Source organism: Streptomyces sp. NPDC057249, assembly GCF_042669245.1.
Taxonomy (GTDB): domain Bacteria; phylum Actinomycetota; class Actinomycetes; order Streptomycetales; family Streptomycetaceae; genus Streptomyces.
This window is the reverse complement of record NZ_JBHUXS010000016.1, coordinates 146,945-164,935: the sequence shown is the minus strand read 5'-3', so window position 1 is coordinate 164,935 and position 17,991 is coordinate 146,945. Positions and strand designations below refer to the sequence as shown.

Here is a 17,991-nt window from a genome sequence, read left to right as displayed (position 1 = left end):
GTCGACGTGCTCTGGGCGATGCTGCGTGACAAGAGGCTGTTCACCTCCGCCCCACCGGTCACGCAGACGGCTTGACTTCATCATTGAGATTCCTCTTTCGTATGGGTGGGACGGGAGGTCGCAGCAGGACTGCCGCTCGAGTGCTGACTCCAGCGTGAGCCGCGGCGGAGCGGTTTTTGGGGCCGTGCCAAGCCCTCTGCGCCCTAGGTCGCAGCTGACTAGGCAGGGCCTCTCGGATCATGGCGGGCGCGTCGCCGGCCTGTCCGGCCGTAAGCACGAACGCCAGCGGCCGGCAGTTGCCGTTCGCGGCGAAGTGGATCTTTGTAATCAGCCCACCTCGGGACCGGCCGTTGGCGTGGCCCGGTGGCTCGCCGGTTGGAGCCCTCTTTCTGCGGGCTCCAACCGCACGCTGATGTGCCCGAACGACCGTGGAGTCGACGGATACCACCCGGCCCAGGTCCTCATCGTCGTCCGCCTGGCCAGCAAGACGGTGAGCGATCGCTCCCAGGCCCATCGATCGCCCAGTTCCGCAAACGGCTGTAGGCGCCTCGTCACGAGCCGGACTCCGCAGGCAGATCCATCCGCGGAGAGCCAGTCCGGTACTTCCGGGCGATCGCGTCGGTCACCTGCCGGTGATCACGGCATCTTCCCCCCTCGGCGGGGAGTCCGGTCCGGCCACAGGGGCTCGATCCTGGTCCACTGGGCGTCGGTCACACGCTCAATACAACGAGCGGTCGTCTGTGCCGCAACGCCTCAGAACCCAGCCATGGACTTGTCGAGCACTCCGCCCAGCGCACCGTAGAGGCTGCAGCGAACCGAGTGCTTCGCCCTGCGACGCAGCGCGTACCCCACGATGAACGACAGCGCGAAGAGACAGCCGAGGGCCATCGCCACCAGCGGGTTGTAGACGAAGTACCCGAAGCACGCGACTCCGGCCCAGACCAGGATCGGCATGAGTGAGGCGCGCAGCACCGTCCCGAACCTGATCCGTTCCGGCCCCGACGGCAACACTCGTTCTTGCCACACCTCGATGTGGTTCGTGGTCACACAGTGCTCAGGCCGCATGAAACCATCACACCACCAACAGCTCGGGTCTCGTGTGAGTGATCGATAAGAAACTGCCTAGGACTGACAGACCCAGTTACAGCGGCCACCAGCGATTATCGTGCCGCAGACTTGTTCCCATGGCTTCCGTCAACCGAGAAATCGCCGATTTCCTCAAGCGCTCCCGTGCCCAGTGCGACCCCGAGCAGGCGGGGCCGCCACCGGACGGACGGGCGCGGCGCGTACCGGGTCTTCGCCGCGAGGAAGTCGCTCTTCTGGCTGGGGTCTCCGCCGACTACTACGCGCGTCTGGAGCAGGGCCGCCCCATCAATCCGTCGCCTGCCGTCGTCGAAGCCATCGGGCACGCCCTGAGGCTGGACGAGGCCGGCCTCGCGCACCTCAAGAACCTGATCGGTTCCACCGCCGCCCGCCCTCCGGCACGGAAGCCCGGCGTACAGCGTCTGCGCCCCGGGCTGCACCAGCTCCTCGACTCCATGGACCACGCCCTTCCCGCCCTCGTCCTGGGACGTCGGTCCGCCGTACTGGGGGCGAACCGGATGGCCAGAGCCCTGTTCGCGGACTTCGACGCCATGCCGGCCACCGAGCGCAACTACACCCGCTGGCTCTTCCTCGACCAGGACGCGCGCGACCTGTTCGTCGACTGGGAGGTGCAGGCCCGCGCCGCGGTGGAGAACCTGCGCCTGGACGCGGTCCGCGGGTCGGAGCGGCAGGCCACGGAGGCGTTCGTCGCCGAGCTGCGGGAACTGAGTGACGACTTCGACCACTGGTGGCAACAGCACCGCGTGCATCAGCGCACGCACGGATCCAAGCGGCTGCGGCACCCCTTGGTCGGCGAGCTCACTGTGGAGTACGAGACGCTCGCACTGCCCGGGGACAGCGAGACCACCCTGTTCCTCTACACCGCCGAACCCGGATCGGCATCCGCCCAGGCGTTGAGCCTGCTGCGTCATGGGCCTTGGCGGAGCCGTCGGCCTCCCCCGACAGCGGAGCCAACAGGCGAAGAGCGTGATCAGTGCGGATACGAGCCGCATCGGCCGATGCGGCTCGGGAACGGGCCTTCTGCGTTGAGGTTCACGGTCCGTGCCCCCATTGTCCAGCCCGATGACCCGCTGGACGCACTTGTCGACGGCTGGGAGCGGGGGTGCTGCGCTGCCCGCTGTCGGACTACGTGGGACGTGGGGCTGGAACAGTTGCTGTTCACCACAGCGATCCACCGCCAGGGAACGTTCGAGCCGTCCTGGGTGCTCGGCCGCAAGGTCGGGATCAGTCTCCGGTTCTCCCTGGACGCTCTGTGGCTCCAGGGAACCTTGAGGTATTCCGATCCGGGCCAGGTGGGCGCGCCTTTCGCAGGGCAGTGGTCTCCGAAGACAGCGGCCGCGTACCGTTGGCCAACCCCCGTGCCCCCGGCTGCGGCACCATTCCCTGATCGCCGCCCGTGCGCTCGGCTACGAGGAGCGGGTGCACACCCCTGAAGCTGTCGAACGGGCCCTCTCGGCCGCCGCCGACCTGGGCGCCGCCCTGCTGATGTGGCTGTCCCGTCACGTCGGCCGCACCGCCCGATATCGCTTGGCCCGTGCGAGCGCGGAACCACGCTGTGATCCCGGTTCCGACGCATCCACGCGGCCACCGGCGGCGGCGTGGCAGTCGAGGCGGCACACCACCCGCCGTCCGGCTCGCGTCGGACGTCAACGCGCACGCGGTCGCCCCCACGTCGAGCGCGCGCTCGGCATAAAGCCGGCAGGGTCTCGCGCAGAGCGTGCGGCCGCCGCAGCCGCTGGTCAGTGTCTCTACGGGACGGCCGTGGCTTCGTCCGGGTCGAGGATCGCGGTCCATCGGCAGCCGTCCAGCGGGGTGCGGCGGTGGCGGATCGCGGCGTCGCGCAGGCCCGCCAGGGCCTCGTCACGGTAAGGGCTTGTGGCCAGGGCGCTCTCCACGACGGCCCGAAGGTCTTCGTCCCGGCGATGCGCGGCAGCCAGGTCGAGGGCCTTCTGCAGCACGGAGAGCGGGCCGTTGGCCAGGCCGGTCAACAGCGTCTGCCACTGGGCCGGATCGGTCGAGGACGCGAGGCGGGTCAGCGGCTTCTGCCACATCCAGCCGAGTCGTGTGACGTGGTGCGGGTCAAGGGCGGTGGACGAGGCGGCGGCCGCGCGCCTGGCGACCATGACGGTCACCGCCACCGCCGCGGCGGGATCGACCGCGCAGAGTCGCTCGGCCAGGAATCCCGCCCCGGAGTCGTGGATGTCCGCAGTGGTCCGGGACCCGCGTACTTCGGCTCGGGCGGCGGCCAGCGCCAGGGTGACCGCCTCGGCGTCGGTGAGCGGGGCGAAGCGGCAGCGCAGGTAGGACCGCAGCGGTGTGAGGGCCGACGCCCGGCCGGGGAAGGTGTCGGCGGCCGTCTCCAGTGCGGCGTCCAGAACCGCCCATTCCGGGTCGCCGCCGCTCCCGATGCCGGCGCTCGCCTCGGGCCGGTTCCAGTGGCGGAACACCGCGACCGCACCCACCCACCCCTTGTCGCCGAGAGCCCCGGCGAGCTCGGCCTGCCGTCGCAGGGGCGGTCGATCGACCGCGCCCAGGCGCACCAGGTCGCCCCAGAGCCTGAGCGCCGCCGCCTTCGCGCCCACGTCGGGGCACGGCAGAGTCCTGTCCCACAGATCGGAGCACCAGTCGGCGAGGTCGGGACCGTATCGGGTGAGCACCGCTCTGCTGCGTGTGGCGGAGGCGGTGTTGGGCTGGTCGGCGGCGGCCTTCGCGAGTCCGGCGAGCCAGGGCAGGTCGGCCGGCGGGACTTTGTGGCGCACGGCCTCGGCGATCAGGGTGTGGTCGTGTGCGGCGAGTTCGGCGAGCGCGGGGTGGACGAGCTTGAGGACGTCGCTTCGCGCGGTGCCGTGCCAGGGGGCGTCGTCGTGATAGCGGGGCCAGTCGTTCCGGCCCCGGACGAGTTGATCGTGGTGGGCCCGTTCGAGGGCGCGCCAGCGTTCGAGGCCGGCGGTGGCCTGAAGGTCGCCGGCCGCCGCGAGGGGGACGAGGAGGCGGGTGGCGCTGTCCGGGGCGAGCCACACGGCGTCCGCGCGGGTGTTCCCCCACGGGCGTCCTCCGGCTCTGCCGGACGGACGCGCCGCCGCGGACCACGGCACGAGGCGTGCGGCGTGGGCGGGGGTGAGCCGGGCCAGGCCGGCCACGGCGAACCGTACAGCGGTCCCGGGTCGTCGCCGCCGGGCGTGCTCGGTGAAATCGGCGAGGTGGCCGGCACACCACTGTTCGGCGGCCCGGGCGCCCGTGCCTGGCTCGGAGGAAGCGGGGTGCGTGAGGAGGGGCGGCAGCAGTGCCCGAGCGACCTGGTCGACGCGGCCGGAGTCCCCGCACAGCCTCACCGCCTCGTCCAGGAGACCGTGCACGTCGTCCGGATCGGCGTCGCGCAGCCGCTCACCGAGCCGGTTCAGGACGCCGCGCAGGCGCGGTGGCGGCGCGTCGAAGGGGGTGTCGCCTTCACGGGACAGGGCGCGCAGCACATCGAGGGGTGCCTGTGCGGTGGCGGCGGTTTCGTACCAGTAGGCGTCCAGAAGCTGTTGGGCGCTCGCGGTCTCCGGCTCCTCGGCCGGCGGGCGGACGTCGTCGTCCTTTCGAGGGCCCAGGCGTGCCGCTGTCTCGGCGGCGGTACGCATCAGCGTCGACCAGTCCGCCGTGAACCGGTGGCGATGGATCAGCGGAACGCATTGCAGCACATGGGCGCGCGAGCGGTGCTTCTCGGCGAGGGCGAGCAGTTCGTGGGTCCGGGCGAGCGCCCAGGGGGCGTGGTGCTCGGCGAGTACGGAGACCAGTCGGGCGGCGAGGTTGCCGTGGCTGGTCGCGCTGTTGCTGTTCAGCCGGACGAGCCAGGACCACAGGCACAGCTCGCCGCCGCACCCGACCGGTACCGGATCGTGGGCGCGCGCCGGCCGGGTCAGGCAGCCGCGGTGGTCGTCGCACAGGTCGTGGAGCAGCGACCAGACCGCCCCGGACGCCTCCTCGCCGACACCGCCGAACCGGGACAGCAGCTCCAGCACCCGTTGGCGCAGTCGGGGGTGACGGCGCAGGATGTCCGCCAGGTCGGCGGTGACGACCTCCGGCTTGGGGTGGCGGCGCGTCGGCAGTACGGCGAGCAGTTCCTCGGCCATGGACCGGGGTGCCTCGTCGCGCAGGTATGCCTGGACCTTTTTGCGTTCGTGGACGTACAGGTGCGGCAGGAAGGCGTAACAGCGCACTGCGATGACCTGGAGGTCTACCTCCGTGCTGCGCAGCAGCCGCAGGAACAGACCGATGGCCTCCTCGCGTGCCGCGTCCTTCGAGCGCACGCCCTGTACGATCGCCTGTTCCGCGACCGAGGCGCGCAGGAAGTCGTCCGGGTGTGCCGTGAGGTGTTCGCCCAGTGCTTGGTAGTACGACAGGCCGGCCTCGTTCGCCAGGCGGGCCACACAGCGTCCGGCCGCGTACTCGTACAGCGTCTGGTGGAAGAACTGGACCGATGTGCCCTGTCGTTCGGACGTCGCGCCGGCCGTACGTGTGAGCACGCCCCGGTTCTCCAGGACGTTCATGTGCTCGGCCGGGTCCCCGGTGTCCGGGCCGGCGTCGGCCGCCGGGAGGCGCCGGGTCAGGTCGGCGGCGGGCAGCGCCGCCACTCCGTCGTGCACCATCAGCCGGGCGGTGGCCTGGGCGGGCCACGACAGGTCCCTGGTGTCGGCCGGGACCAGGCGTTCCTGACGCATGTCCTGTTCAACCCGGCGTTGCCAGTAGGTGTCGTAGACCAGAGCCGCGTCGACTTCGCTGGTGTCCATGCCCTTTATGCCTGTGTCGTAGACCTGCAACAGCATCCGCAGGGTCAGGGGCCGTGCGACGACCTCCCGTACGGGCAGGCCCCGCACGGCGGCGTTCAGCAACGCGGAGGCGGTCGAACTCCGGATGTCGGCCGGCAGGTAGTGGCGGCAGTAGGCGTTGACGGCACGCTGGACCTCGCCGTCGAAGCGGAAGTCCTCGATGCGGGTGGAGAAGGCGAGCGGGGCCGGGCCGAGGGCGTCCGCCAGCTGCGAGCGGTCGCGGGTGCGGCAGGTCAGGACCAGGGGCACGCCCCGGCTCCGGCAGAGCGCGGCCATCCGTGCCAGCCGGTCGCGCCCCTCGTCGGCGTGCAGGAGCAGGTCGGCGCTGTCCAGGAGGACGACGCGACCGGGGCGGACCTGAGCCTGGCTGATGTCCTTGCCGAGCGCCTCCAGCAGCCGTGTTCCCCCGTCGCCGTCGAGCAGGTCCTCACCCCGGAGGAAGCAGGGGGTGATCACCGCCCCTCGACGGCGCTCGGTCGACGGCGGGCCGGTGCGTTCACCGGTGGGCTCCGGCGCCGCCTTGCGTCCTTGGAGGATCGTCGCCAGGTACCACAGCATGCTGGTCTTACCGGTCCCCGGTTCGCCGAGGACGACTTGGACCGGCTGCCCCGGGGCGCGTGCCGCCGCCTGCTGTTCGAGCAGTCGGGCCAGTGCCTCCTCCTGCCCCCGGACCACGTACACGTCGCTCAGTGATATTCCACCGGGACCGCCGATGGCGCGGACCTGGTCAAGCGCCGCGGTGGTCAGGTCCTGGACGTAGTCGTGGTGCTTCTTCCCTCCGTCGCCGGCCCGGCGGGCCGGGGGCGGGTCGGCGGCCAGGATCCTGTCCTTCCGCTCGATCCAGTCGACCGGCAGCCTGTGGCCGGAGCGTCCGAGGTCCAGGACCGCTTCCAGGATCCGCACCTGGTCCCTGCGCAGTGCCTTGCCGGCGTCCAGGTCCCAGCGGAGGGTGCGGAACGTCTGCGCCGTGAACACGGGCGTACGGTCGGGCGCCGTACTCCGTCCCTGCTTCCGGCTCAGCTCCAGCTGCGCCGCGATCTCGGTGCGGAGCCTCCCCCACACCTGCGGGTCCTTACGGCTCGCGAGCGAGGGGTTCATGCGATCCGTCGCGGACGAGCCGTTCAGGTCGTCGTACAAGTAGGCGAGCGACCGGAGCAGCAACTCTGCCGGGCTGGTCCGGCGCTGCTTCCCCGGTCGGCCGGACGCCTGCTCACGGGGCCGGCCTTGACGGTGCCTCACTTCATGACTCCCGGTTCCGCAGTGGTCGGTCAAGCCTAGGACAGCACCGGGCCCGTGTGCGTGTCTGCGGTGAACGAGACCTCGCGCGAGTTACGCGTCCGGCCTGGTGGTCCCACGTTTTCCTGCCGCTCCCCCGGACGAGTTCGGGCCCCCGCGCGGCGCGTCCAGGGTGAAGTCTCACGCCGGCAACAGCCCGGGGTGCGGGCCCGCACCTCACCGACACCTTGGTGAGGTCCGCATGCAGCAGTTCCTGATGTACCTGTTCCATCTCAGTACGTGGCACCCGACGCCAGAGGCCGCGCTCGCCGTCCGTGCCGTCGTCGACCTCGTCCGCGATGAGGGGGTCCGCATGTGGGTCCGCTGGACGGCCCGGGTCCTCTGGACGAGGGCTCTCGGGACCCTGTCCCGGTACCAGCGCCGGCGCCGCCGCTGACCTGCGCCCGGGGGGGCGCAGGGGCCCGGTGGCGGTGTCTCCTGCGTACCCGTCCGGGGTGATCCGGCCATCCCCGGGCGACCGCTAGATCGCGGGCAGCGCAGCGTTGTGGTCCCGGTCACGCCGAGCCGTGTTGGCGTGGGCGCCTCCATCAACACGTGCAGGCTGCGGTGGCCACGCCCCCGGCCGAGGATTACGGTGCAACTCCCCGTGCTCGATCGCTGAACCCGGGCCTGAGCGCGCAGCAGCACTGCGCCGCCGACGCTGCCGTCGGCCGCGCCGGCGGCCACCCATGTGGACGGCTCCATCGCTGCCTGGGTGCGGTCGGACGGGAACCGGCCGCCCCGCCGCTACCAGGTCCACCTCTCCCTTATGCACGCCGCCGACCAACTCGCCGCAGGCGACAGCTGGCGTCCGTCGGCCATCCGGCGCGGCCCCGACCTCCCGCTGTGCGGACCAGCGGGTTCCCGGCCGTCGGCTCCTGATGCTCCGCAGCGCACCGGTGCGCCCGCCGGACTCAGTGTGTCGGTGTCGGTGTCGGCACGGTACAAGCGTCGGCGATGGCTCGCGTGTCCCAGTAGAACGGACGGACCTCGGTGATCCGCCGGTCCTTGACCGTGATCGCTTGCAGAAGGGGGAAGCTGAGCTCACGGCCGGTCGCGCGAGCGCGCGCACGGATCTGTGTGAGCACGACTGCGGTCTCACCGGTGGCCAGGAATTCCTGTTCCACCATCTCGAATGACTCCCACGCCTCTGCCATCGCGAGGAAGAACTGCGTCATGCCGTGGTGCCCGCGCCAGATCCCGCCGTAGGGCAGTGCTTCTGCTTGATGCAGTTCGACATCCGGCGCAAAGAAGGGGGCCAGGAGGTCGAACGAAGCCTTTCCAGGACCTCCCGCCGCCAGGTACTCCGCCTCAGCCGCGTACATGCGCGTGAGAACTGCTACGGACTCAGTAGTGGATGGCATCGTCATACCGCCAGCATGTTCACCACAGCAGGTTCTTGCTGGCGGCAAACAGACATCGTCTTGCTGCACGGTCGGCATCTCCGGCGCGCGTCCAAAAGGGCTCGCAGACCTTTGCAGTACCGCGACCGGGGCGGCACGCCCGGACCGCGAGGCCGAGTCGACCCGGGTGCACAGCTCCTACCTGCGGTTTCCGCCGGACGTGCCGAGCGGGGATGTCTGGTGGTCCGCCGGCTGCGAGTTCGGCGGTTCTTCTGTCCGGAGCCTTCGTGTGTCGGCGGACATTCGTTGGGCAACCGCCGGACTGACCCGGGGGCACAGCCGGTGGTTCGCCACGGCCGGTGACCGCGCAGCCGCCGGGACCCCGCGTGGTGTCGCGAAGGCCTCCAGCCGGCCCGAGACGCTGACCCCGGACAGCCACCCATAGGGTGACGAGGACGAGAGAAGAGCACGATGGATCCCCGCATACCCCGCCTGCGCCGCAAGCTGGCCGCGATCCCCTTCCAACCACTGCGCAGCCACTCCTTCGGGGAAGAGCAGCACAAGTTCTGCCTCGGCTCGAAGCTGGCGGAACCACGCGTCGCGGCGTTCGAGGCCGAGCACGACATCGTCCTGCCCGACGCCTATCGGCAGTTCCTCACACACGTCGGCGGCTCGGGCGCGACAACCGGGCCTTGGAGCTCACCTCACCGAGGCTTCGCGCTCATCCAAACCGCCATCGTCTGGCTCCCAGGATCTGACTCCCCGTAACCACTCCACGGAAGGCGAGCGAGACCGCTCGAAGTGAACGAAGCCGGCCGCTCCTCGCCACCATCGGACATGGCGCTGTCGACGAGCGTGCCGTCGAGCACAAGTGGTCGCGCTCTGGTGATGGCCAGGCCCACGGGGCGGGACTCATCGGTGGCCGTCCACAAGCCGGAGGTCTCGGATACGCGCCTGCCCGGCGGGGTCAGAACACCGACAGCCCTGTGAGCGTGGTGAAGCGGTCCAGCGCCGCCACTCCGGCGACGGAGTTGCCCCGTTCGTCCAGGCCGGGGCTCCATACGCACAGCGCGCAGCGTCCGGGCACGACGGCGATGATGCCGCCGCCCACTCCGCTCTTGCCGGGCAGGCCGACGCGGTAGGCGAAGTCGCCTGCGGCATCGTAGGTGCCGCAGGTCAGCATGACGGCGTTGACCTGCTTGGCCTGGCTGCGGGTCAGCAGCCGAGTGCCGTCGGCGCGTGTGCCGTGCCGGGCCAGGAGCGTGGTCGCCAGCGCGAGGTCGGCGCAGGAGGCTGTGACCGAGCACTGGCGGAAGTACTGGTCGAGCAGGAGCGGAACAGGGTTGTCGATGTTGTTGTAGGAGGCCATGAAGTGGCCGAGGGCGGCGTTGCGGTCGCCGTGCGCGGCCTCCGAGGCGGCTACCTCGGGATCGAAGTCGAGGCCCGGGTTCCCGCTTTCGGTACGGAGCAGCTGCAGGAGCTCGCCCGCCGCGTCACCGGTGCTGGTGTGGAGACGGTCGGTGACGACCAGGGCGCCGGCGTTGATGAACGGGTTGCGCGGGATGCCGTTCTCGTATTCGAGCTGTATCAGGGAATTGAACGGGTTGCCGGACGGCTCGCGACCCACATGTTCCCAGAGCGCGTCACCCTCGTGGGCGAGGTCCAGGGCCAGGGTGAAGACCTTGGTGATGGACTGCGTGGAGAACGGCTCGTGCCACGCGCCCACCCCGTGGACGGTACCGTCCAGCTCGGCAACGGCCATGCCGAAGGCGCGCGGATCGCGGGCGGCGAGCGCCGGGATGTAGTCGGCGGACCGCCCGCGGCCGGGCGTTCGCGCGATCTCCTCGGCGATCTGTTCCAGAATTTGCTGATAGTCCATCGTCGACGTCACGGCGTCCATTGTGCTCACCGGGACCCGTGGGCCTGCGGCGAGGCATCGTCGGCGGTCGCGCGAACCGCCGGCAGCCTACGATCTCTGCCGGGATGACGCGCGAGGTGTGCTGCCGGTACGGGCCACATGAACGGCGCCAGGACACTGTGGCGGCTGCGGTCCGCTCGTACCTGGCGTCACTTCACTGGCGGGAGCGTCGCGGCCTGCCGACATTCAGTCGAGGGCCGGGTGCAGCTCCGGCCGGGACTCCCACCAGGCCTGAAAGAACGTGTTGGCCGGGATGCTGTCGAGGTACGCGCGGGCCGCCGCCCGGAACAGCAGGCCTGCACGCTCGTCGGAGATCGCGGACCGGTTCCAGGCGAGCCGGATGCGGCCGGTGACCGGGTCGCCGGCCAGCGGTCGCAGCACTGTTCCGTCGACGTACGGGGAGGTGGGCTGGCACAGGGAAACGGCCCGTCCGGCGGCGATCAGTTCCCACCGCATCCGGCGGTCGGCGATCCGGTAGCGCAGCTTGGGCGTGAAGCCGGCCCGTCGGCAGGCGTCAGCCATGGCCTCGGGGCCGCCGTCCCCCTCGTCGGTCAGCGTCGTCCAGGTCTCGCTCGCCAGGTCGGCGAGTTCGATCTCCGCCTGCGCGGCGAGCGGGTGGGAGGCCGACAGGCGCACGCATGCGGGTTCCTTCGGTACGAGGGTGCGCGCCGCCACTCCATCCGGGAGCGGCACCTCGTGGTCCGCGACCTCCCCGAACAGGATCGCGTCGTACTGTTCCGCCCCGAGCAGGCGGACGAGCGCGGTCGCGGAGTGCTCGATGGTGATGTCGATCTCGTGGCCGGGCAGTTCCGCCTCCAGGTGACCGAACAACTGGTCCACCAGGACGAGCAGGATGCACCCGAGCCGCAGTGCCGGGTTCGGAGCGACGGCGCGGGTCCCGGCGGTCAGCGCGTCCATCTCGCCGAGCACCCGGCGGGCCGCCGACAGCACGAAGTGCCCCAACGGCGTCGGCTCGACCCCCAACCTGCTGCGGACGAACAGCTCCCCGCCCGCGACCCGTTCGATACGGCGCAACTGTGCCGAAAGGGCCGGCTGGGAGACCCCGAGCCGCGCCGCGGCACGCCCCAGGCTGCCCGCTTCCGCCACCTGGAGGACGGCTTCCAGATGTCTCAGCTCAAGCTGCATTTCTCCAGCATATGCAGGCATAGAAACCGAGTTGAAGGGTTCCGGCGAGGTAATCCATAACACCGGTCTTATGGGCGATGAGATGTCCCCTTCATGGCATGCGCACGCCCATACTCGGGCCCATCCCCGCCCCCCCTGAGCACCCGGAGCAGAAGTGCAACCCACCAGACTCACGGCGGCCCTCGCCACCCTCGCCCTGACGGCGAGCCTCGCCTGCACCCTCGCGACCACCGCCACCGCAGCCGACCGGAACGCCGACAACGCCCCCCGAGGCCTGCGCCACGGCGCGCTGGAAGCCGAACTCAGCCCGGCCGAGAGCAGGGCGCTCGTCCGCAAGGCCGAGAACAGGACCGCCGACACCGCTCGCACCCTCGGCCTCGGCACCAAGGAGAAGCTGGTCGTCAAGGACGTCGTGAAGGACAACGACGGCACCCTGCACACGCGCTACGAGCGCACCTATGCCGGCCTGCCCGTCCTCGGCGGCGACCTGGTCGTGCACACCGCACCCGCCTCGAAGGCGTCCGGCACGGTAGCCACCACCTTCAACACCAAGCGCGACATCCGCGTCGCCTCCACCACCGCCACCCTGACCGAGGCGGAGGCCAGGGCCAAGGCGCTCAAGACGGCCCGCACGCTGGACGCCCGGCAGCCCGCCGCCGAAAGCGCCCGTAAGGTCGTCTGGGCCGGCAGCGGTACTCCCGGACTGGCCTGGGAGACCGTGATCGGCGGCCTCCAGGACGACGGCACCCCGAGCCGCCTGCACGTGATCACCGACGCGGACACCGGCAAGGAGATCACCCGCTACCAGGACATCAAGACCGGCACCGGCAACACCCAGTACAGCGGCTCCGTCACCCTGGACACCACACGGTCCGGTTCGACATACCAGCTCTACGACACCACGCGCGGCGGCCACAAGACCTACAGCCTCAACAACGGCACGTCGGGCACCGGCACCCTGATGACCGATACCGACGACGTCTGGGGCACCGGCTCAGGCTCCCACACGCAGACCGCGGGAGCGGACGCCGCCTACGGCGCGCAGGAGACCTGGGACTTCTTCAAGAACACGTTCGGCCGCAGCGGCATCCGCAACGACGGTGTCGCCGCCTACTCCCGCGTCCACTACGGCAACGCCTACGTGAACGCGTACTGGGACGACAGCTGCTTCTGCATGACCTACGGTGACGGCTCCGGCAACAGCCACGCGCTGACCGCGCTGGACATAGCAGGCCACGAGATGAGCCACGGCGTCACGTCCAACACCGCGGGCCTCACCTACAGCGGGGAGTCCGGCGGCCTCAACGAGGCCACCTCGGACATCTTCGGCGCGGGCGTGGAGTTCTACGCCGGCAACACCACGGACGTCGGCGACTACCTCGTGGGTGAGAAGGTCGACATCAACGGCAACGGCTCGCCGCTGCGCTACATGGACAAGCCCAGCAAGGACGGAAACTCGGCGGACAGCTGGTACTCCGGCGTCGGCAATCTCGACGTGCACTACTCCTCGGGCCCCGCGAACCACATGTTCTACCTGCTCGCCGAGGGCAGCGGCAGCAAGACCGTCAACGGCGTCACCTACAACAGCCCGACCGCCGACGGCGTCGCCGTCACCGGCATCGGCCGCGACGCCGCCCTGAAGATCTGGTACAAGGCGCTGACGACGTATATGACGTCCAGCACCAACTACGCCGGCGCCCGCACCGCCGCCCTCAACGCTGCGTCCGCGCTCTACGGCACCGACTCCGCCCAGTACGCGGCCGTCGGCAACGCCTTCGCCGGCATCAACGTGGGCAGCCACATCAACCCGCCGGCCAGCGGCGTCACGGTGACCAGCCCCGGCAGCCAGTCCTCGGCCGTCGACACCACCGTGAGGCTCCAGGTCCAGGCGAGCAGCACCAACAGCGGGTCCCTGAACTACAGCGCCTCCGGCCTGCCCACCGGCCTGTCGATCAACGCTTCGACCGGCGCGATCTCCGGAACGCCCACCACGGCCGGGACCTACACCACCACCGTCACGGTGACCGACTCCACCGGTGCCACCGGTACCGCGACCTTCACCTGGACGATCAGCGCCGACGGCGGGGGCAGCACCTGCACCGCGGCCCAGCTGCTGACCAACCCGGGCTTCGAGTCCGGCAACACCGGCTGGACCAACAGCGACATCATCAACAACGACCTCCGCGAGCCGGCCCGCAGCGGCTCCTATACCGCCTGGCTCAACGGCTGGGGCTCCGCGCACACCGACACCCTGTCCCAAACGGTGACGATCCCCGCCGGCTGCAAGGCGACGCTGACCTTCTACCTGCACATCGACACCGAGGAGTTCTACGCCGGCGTCTACGACAAGCTGACCGTCACCGCCGCATCGAAGACCCTCGCGACGTACTCGAACACCGACGCGGCCTACGGCTACGCCAAGAAGTCCTTCGATCTCTCCTCGCTGTCGGGCCAGACGGTGACCCTGAAGTTCACCGGCGTCGAGGACGCGTACCTGGCGACCAACTTCGTCGTGGACGACACCTCTCTGACGACCAGCTGAGCGCTCGGCCGGCACGGTGACGTGCCGGCCGGTGGCACGCAGGCATGCCCGGGCCAACACAGAGAGGTACTGCCGCGGTCATGCCTGCAAGGTCCCCCGAAGAGCCTGACAACGCTCTCGTCTCCCCGGTGCGAACGGCCGGGGCCATCCCGCTCCTCGTACGGCTCTGCCGAGGCGACGCCCGCCGTACCGGTCAGATGGGCCGCAGTACCTGATCGGGCTCTGCGGAAGCGGCCCCGGCGTACTCTGCGAAGTCCGCGTTGCCGAGCGCCAGGTCCACCTGGACGCCGTGCACCGCAGCAGGCAGAGCTCGAAGCTCCCGAGGCTCGGGCGACTCGACGAGTTCCTGGTAATACACGGGGTCAAGGCCACTCACGTCTTCCCAGACGGTCGAAAGAGCCAGCAACGCCAGCACCGGCGATTGCATGGCGTCGCGGTCAGCGATGAAGACGACACTCAGTCCTCATCCACCACGGCGGCAAGAACCTCGTCCGCCGTTGCTCCTGACCAAGCAGGCTCATCCACCAGCTGCACTGCTGCGGCGAACTCACCGCCTGGCCCCCACGGCCGGTGCAACTCCCCCACCACCGCGTTCCACGACTCGTCGTCGCTGAAGTCGGTCCTGACGACGAGGACGTCGAACAAGTCGCGTCCGATCTCAGGCAGCACTCGCTCAGGATTCTCCGGAAACGTCATGCTCAGGACTCTCCCACCCCGCACCGACAACCAGCTCCTGCGGGAGTGATCCAGAAGAACCGGCCAATAGCCCCTGTCACCGAGCAGAACCTCGGGACGCCGTCTCGGGCGGCCGGGGGCGGCCCGAGACGGCCACGTCGATGGTTCGCACTCGACGGGCGCCGGTGCCCCGATGGCCCCGCGCCCGTCAGAGGCGGGTTGTCAGGTGCCGATCTGGTCGAGCTCGGCGAGATCCGTCGCCGACAGCACGATGCCGGCGCCGGCGATGTTCTCGCGCAGGTGTGTCACCGACTTGGTGCCGGGGATCAGCAGAATGTTCGGGGAGCGCTGCAGCAGCCAGCTCAGCGCGACGGACATCGGCGTGGTCCCCAGCCGCTCGGACACCGACGTCAGAGCGTCTGACTGGAGCGGGGTGAAGCCGCCGAGAGGGAAGAACGGCACGTAGGCGATGCCGTCTGCGGCCAACTCGTCGATCAGGGCGTCGTCGTGGCGTACGGCGAGGTTGTACATGTTCTGCACGCACGCGATCGGGGCGATCGCCCGGGCCTCACGGATCTGCGCGGGGGTCGCGTTGCTCAGGCCGAGGTGGCGGATCAGGCCCTCCTGCTGGAGCTCTGCCATCGCCTCGAAGGACTCCGCGATCGACTCCTCGACCGGCCCCTCGGCGTCACCCAGCCGCAGGTTCACCACGTCGAGCGCATCGAGGCCGAGGGAGTCGAGATTGTCCTGCACCTGCCTGCGCAGATCATCGGGCGTACGGGCCGTGGGCCAGCCGCCCTGGGCATCGCGGGTACCGCCGATCTTGGTGATGATGGTGAGGCCGTCGGCGTAGGGGTGCAGTGCCTCGCGGATCACGTCGTTGGTGAACCGCGGGCCGTAGGACGCGCTGGTGTCGATGTGGGTGATGCCCTGCGCGACCGCCTCGCGCAGGACGGCGATCGCGCCGTCATGGTCGGCGGGCGGGCCCATCACCCACGGACCGGCGAGCTGCATGGCGCCGTAGCCGAAGCGGGTCACAGTCAGATCGCCCAGCGCCCAGGTGCCGCCCGGGAGCTGGATCGAGGTGGTGCTCACGGTTGATTCTCTCCTTCGGAGGCTCGTCCGAGCCCGTCTGACATGCAAGAATGCTGGAGTCGGTTACTAAAAGTAAGAAGGCACCTCTGAGTGCCTAAGTCACCAGGGGGGCCCGGCGATGGGGACCAGGACCGCGGAGCAGCGGCGCGCGGAAGCCAAGATCGAGTACGACGCGTTCTTGTCGGTCTGCCCGAGCCGGCAGCTGCTGGACCGGCTCTCCAACAAGTGGGTCACCCTGGTCCTGGCCGCGCTAGGCGATGCCTGCGGCACTCCGGAGCCCGAGGCGCGGGCCATGCGCTTCTCGGAGCTGGCCCGCCAGCTGGCCGGGGTCAGTCAGAAGATGCTGACGCAAACGCTGCGCTCGCTCGAACGCGACGGCCTCGTGACACGTACGGTCACCGCCACCGTGCCGGTGACCGTGACCTACGAGCTCACCGAGCTCGGCCTTTCGCTCCAGCACACGATGCGGGCGCTGAAGTCGTGGGCCGAGACCCACATGGACGACGTATTCGCCAACCGTTAGGAATACGACGAGACCAGCACCGGCCAGCCCTGAGCTTGAGCTCAGGCGGCGGTGAAGCCGAGCTGCGTCAACGCGGCCCCGACGACGGTCCTGTGGGCGGCGGCGGTCCCCGCCTTGTCGACCGCGACGGTGTGGCCGAGGAACGGCGCACCGTCCATGGCCTCGAAGGCGAGCAGGTGACCGGCGGCGTCGGTCACGGCGATCGCCAGGGACACGTCCTGCCCGACGGCGGCCTCGGGGGCGACACCGATGAGACGGGAGGCCCCCTCGCGGCTGATGGACGGTGCGGACACAGTGGTGGTGACGATGGCAGCGCTCATGCACCGTTCTCTCAGTTGAGACCCGGAGATGGGCGTGGGGCGTACGCGGGTGACGACGGTGTGCTCCGGGATGAGCAGGCTGTGCACGACGGGCTGGGGGCTGGATGACGTCGCTCCATTCGGACTCCTCGTACGTCGCGGCGTAGCGCGTGATCCGGTCGTCCTCGTTCTCGAAGCGGCGGATCCACACGCCCCCGTCCCCGTCCTCCTCGTCGACGAACAACGCGACGACCGTCATGCCCTTGCTCTGCTGGTAGGGCACGATGACGTCAGGGGACTTCCAGCACGATCTTGCCGCGGGTGCGGTTCGTCTCACCGAGTTCATGGGCGGCGGCCGCCTGCTCCAGCGGGAAGGTCGCGGCCACCTCGACCCTGACGGCGCCGTCGGCGATCAGCCCGCCGATGGTGGTCAGCGCGGCACCGTCGGGCTCGACGAGGTAGGCCGACGCCCGGAAGCCGCCCACGGCGGCTGCCTCGGCCAGCTCGCCGGACAGGCCCGAGGGCACGGCGACGATCAGGCCGCCGGGGCGCAGCACCGAGGCCGTCCGGACCTGGTCGAGCCCGGTCAGCTCGACGACGACGTCGATGTCCTTGATCAGCGCGAGGTGGTCGGCGTCGTGGTAGTCGACGACCTCGTCGGCGCCGAGTTCCCGCAGCCAGCCATGGTTGCGGGAACTGGCTGTGGCGGTGACGCGCGCGCCGAGGTACTTGGCGAACTGGACGGCGAAGTGGCCCACGCCTCCGGCCCCCGCAGTGATAAGGACCCGGTCGCCGGCCTGGACGCCAGCGGTGTCGACGACGACCTGCCAGGCGGTCAGCGCGGCCAACGGCACCGCGGCGGCTTCGACGTCGCTGACCGCATCGGGGGTCTTGGCGAACTGACGCGCCGGCGCGGTGACGTACTCGGCGTAGCCACCGGCCTGGCGCGGGAACCACGGCATCCCGAAGACCCGGTCACCGGCCTCCAGCGTGGTGACGCCGAAGCCGACCTCCTCGACGACGCCGGCGACATCCCAGCCGAGCACGAACGGCGGCTCACCGAGGACGCCGGCCATGCCGTGGCCCTGGCGGGTCTTCCAGTCCACGGGATTCACGCCGGCCGCGGCTACGCGGACCAGGACCTCGGTCGGCAGTGGGACCGGACGGGGGACGGTAGTGAGGACGAGCTCGTCGGCAGAGCCGAAACGCTGCTGGGTGATGGCACGCATGGGAGGGGTGTTGTCGTTCATGGCAGCAACT

At 70.1% G+C, this 17,991-nt stretch carries 15 protein-coding genes and 1 pseudogene; 5 read left to right on the top strand and 11 right to left on the bottom strand.

Annotated features, from left to right (window positions below; all coding sequences use genetic code 11):
* Positions 1–58: 58 nt before the first annotated feature.
* The gene (locus tag ACFUJY_RS27105; RefSeq protein WP_383304440.1) at positions 59–514 is read right to left on the bottom strand and encodes a transposase; all 456 of its coding nucleotides are present in this window, start codon (positions 512–514) and stop codon (positions 59–61) included.
* 239 nt (positions 515–753) lie between these two features.
* Entirely contained in the window at positions 754–1,047 is a 294-nt protein-coding gene (locus ACFUJY_RS27100; RefSeq protein ID WP_383304438.1) for a hypothetical protein, read from the bottom strand.
* 137 nt (positions 1,048–1,184) lie between these two features.
* Between ACFUJY_RS27100 and ACFUJY_RS27095 the strand changes: the two genes are divergently transcribed.
* Positions 1,185–2,537: a helix-turn-helix transcriptional regulator gene (locus tag ACFUJY_RS27095; protein WP_383304437.1), complete on the top strand. Its 1,353-nt coding sequence runs from the start codon at positions 1,185–1,187 to the stop codon at positions 2,535–2,537.
* A gap of 315 nt (positions 2,538–2,852) precedes the next feature.
* On the opposite strand, the gene ACFUJY_RS27090 is transcribed toward ACFUJY_RS27095, so the two are convergent.
* Positions 2,853–7,154: a hypothetical protein gene (locus ACFUJY_RS27090; protein WP_383304435.1), complete on the bottom strand. Its 4,302-nt coding sequence runs from the start codon at positions 7,152–7,154 to the stop codon at positions 2,853–2,855.
* 238 nt (positions 7,155–7,392) lie between these two features.
* On the opposite strand from ACFUJY_RS27090, the gene ACFUJY_RS27085 reads away from it, so the two are divergent.
* Positions 7,393–7,587, top strand: coding sequence for a hypothetical protein (locus ACFUJY_RS27085; RefSeq protein WP_383304434.1), 195 nt, complete (start codon positions 7,393–7,395; stop codon positions 7,585–7,587).
* A 517-nt stretch (positions 7,588–8,104) separates the two neighbouring features.
* Here the strand turns inward: ACFUJY_RS27085 and ACFUJY_RS27080 are convergent.
* Positions 8,105–8,560, bottom strand: coding sequence for a nuclear transport factor 2 family protein (locus tag ACFUJY_RS27080; protein ID WP_383304432.1), 456 nt, complete (start codon positions 8,558–8,560; stop codon positions 8,105–8,107).
* Between the two features lie 444 nt (positions 8,561–9,004).
* Here ACFUJY_RS27080 and ACFUJY_RS27075 point away from each other — a divergent pair.
* Positions 9,005–9,214 (top strand): annotated as a pseudogene (locus ACFUJY_RS27075) (SMI1/KNR4 family protein); the annotation flags it as partial.
* A 286-nt stretch (positions 9,215–9,500) separates the two neighbouring features.
* Here the strand turns inward: ACFUJY_RS27075 and ACFUJY_RS27070 are convergent.
* Positions 9,501–10,433, bottom strand: coding sequence for a glutaminase (locus ACFUJY_RS27070; RefSeq protein WP_383304430.1), 933 nt, complete (start codon positions 10,431–10,433; stop codon positions 9,501–9,503).
* A 204-nt stretch (positions 10,434–10,637) separates the two neighbouring features.
* Complete coding sequence (locus ACFUJY_RS27065; RefSeq protein WP_383304428.1) at positions 10,638–11,597, bottom strand: LysR family transcriptional regulator; 960 nt, start codon at positions 11,595–11,597, stop codon at positions 10,638–10,640.
* A gap of 154 nt (positions 11,598–11,751) precedes the next feature.
* Here ACFUJY_RS27065 and ACFUJY_RS27060 point away from each other — a divergent pair, with 154 nt between their 5' ends.
* Positions 11,752–14,139: a M4 family metallopeptidase gene (locus ACFUJY_RS27060; RefSeq protein ID WP_383304426.1), complete on the top strand. Its 2,388-nt coding sequence runs from the start codon at positions 11,752–11,754 to the stop codon at positions 14,137–14,139.
* 193 nt (positions 14,140–14,332) lie between these two features.
* Here the strand turns inward: ACFUJY_RS27060 and ACFUJY_RS27055 are convergent, their stop codons facing one another.
* The 3 genes from ACFUJY_RS27055 to ACFUJY_RS27045 form a co-directional block, all read right to left on the bottom strand.
* On the bottom strand, positions 14,333–14,566 hold the full coding sequence (locus tag ACFUJY_RS27055) for a DUF6924 domain-containing protein (RefSeq protein ID WP_383304424.1): 234 nt from the start codon (positions 14,564–14,566) through the stop codon (positions 14,333–14,335).
* A 29-nt stretch (positions 14,567–14,595) separates the two neighbouring features.
* Positions 14,596–14,835 carry a DUF6924 domain-containing protein gene (locus ACFUJY_RS27050; RefSeq protein WP_383304422.1) on the bottom strand — a complete coding sequence of 80 codons (240 nt, stop codon included), beginning with the start codon at positions 14,833–14,835 and terminating at the stop codon, positions 14,596–14,598.
* 201 nt (positions 14,836–15,036) lie between these two features.
* Positions 15,037–15,909 carry an aldo/keto reductase family oxidoreductase gene (locus tag ACFUJY_RS27045; protein ID WP_383304420.1) on the bottom strand — a complete coding sequence of 291 codons (873 nt, stop codon included), beginning with the start codon at positions 15,907–15,909 and terminating at the stop codon, positions 15,037–15,039.
* A gap of 118 nt (positions 15,910–16,027) precedes the next feature.
* Between ACFUJY_RS27045 and ACFUJY_RS27040 the strand changes: the two genes are divergently transcribed.
* Positions 16,028–16,432 (top strand): winged helix-turn-helix transcriptional regulator, encoded by a 405-nt coding sequence (locus ACFUJY_RS27040; RefSeq protein ID WP_383304418.1) that lies wholly within the window; start codon positions 16,028–16,030, stop codon positions 16,430–16,432.
* Positions 16,433–16,473: 41 nt separating this feature from the next.
* On the opposite strand, the gene ACFUJY_RS27035 is transcribed toward ACFUJY_RS27040, so the two are convergent.
* Complete coding sequence (locus ACFUJY_RS27035; RefSeq protein ID WP_383304416.1) at positions 16,474–16,752, bottom strand: heme-binding protein; 279 nt, start codon at positions 16,750–16,752, stop codon at positions 16,474–16,476.
* Between the two features lie 269 nt (positions 16,753–17,021).
* Positions 17,022–17,981: an NADP-dependent oxidoreductase gene (locus tag ACFUJY_RS27030; RefSeq protein WP_383304414.1), complete on the bottom strand. Its 960-nt coding sequence runs from the start codon at positions 17,979–17,981 to the stop codon at positions 17,022–17,024.
* Between the last annotated feature and the right edge of the window lie 10 nt (positions 17,982–17,991).

Excerpts from the sequence above, each read along its gene's own strand:
- ACFUJY_RS27105 (WP_383304440.1), bottom strand. The coding sequence starts at position 514 with ATGGGCCTGGGAGCGATCGCTCACCGTCTTGCTGGCCAGGCGGACGAC.
- ACFUJY_RS27095 (WP_383304437.1), top strand. The coding sequence starts at position 1,185 with ATGGCTTCCGTCAACCGAGAAATCGCCGATTTCCTCAAGCGCTCCCGT.
- ACFUJY_RS27085 (WP_383304434.1), top strand. The coding sequence starts at position 7,393 with ATGCAGCAGTTCCTGATGTACCTGTTCCATCTCAGTACGTGGCACCCG.
- ACFUJY_RS27080 (WP_383304432.1), bottom strand. The coding sequence starts at position 8,560 with ATGACGATGCCATCCACTACTGAGTCCGTAGCAGTTCTCACGCGCATG.
- ACFUJY_RS27070 (WP_383304430.1), bottom strand. The coding sequence starts at position 10,433 with ATGGACGCCGTGACGTCGACGATGGACTATCAGCAAATTCTGGAACAG.
- ACFUJY_RS27065 (WP_383304428.1), bottom strand. The coding sequence starts at position 11,597 with ATGCAGCTTGAGCTGAGACATCTGGAAGCCGTCCTCCAGGTGGCGGAA.
- ACFUJY_RS27055 (WP_383304424.1), bottom strand. The coding sequence starts at position 14,566 with ATGCAATCGCCGGTGCTGGCGTTGCTGGCTCTTTCGACCGTCTGGGAA.
- ACFUJY_RS27050 (WP_383304422.1), bottom strand. The coding sequence starts at position 14,835 with ATGACGTTTCCGGAGAATCCTGAGCGAGTGCTGCCTGAGATCGGACGC.
- ACFUJY_RS27040 (WP_383304418.1), top strand. The coding sequence starts at position 16,028 with ATGGGGACCAGGACCGCGGAGCAGCGGCGCGCGGAAGCCAAGATCGAG.
- ACFUJY_RS27035 (WP_383304416.1), bottom strand. The coding sequence starts at position 16,752 with ATGAGCGCTGCCATCGTCACCACCACTGTGTCCGCACCGTCCATCAGC.
- ACFUJY_RS27030 (WP_383304414.1), bottom strand. The coding sequence starts at position 17,981 with ATGAACGACAACACCCCTCCCATGCGTGCCATCACCCAGCAGCGTTTC.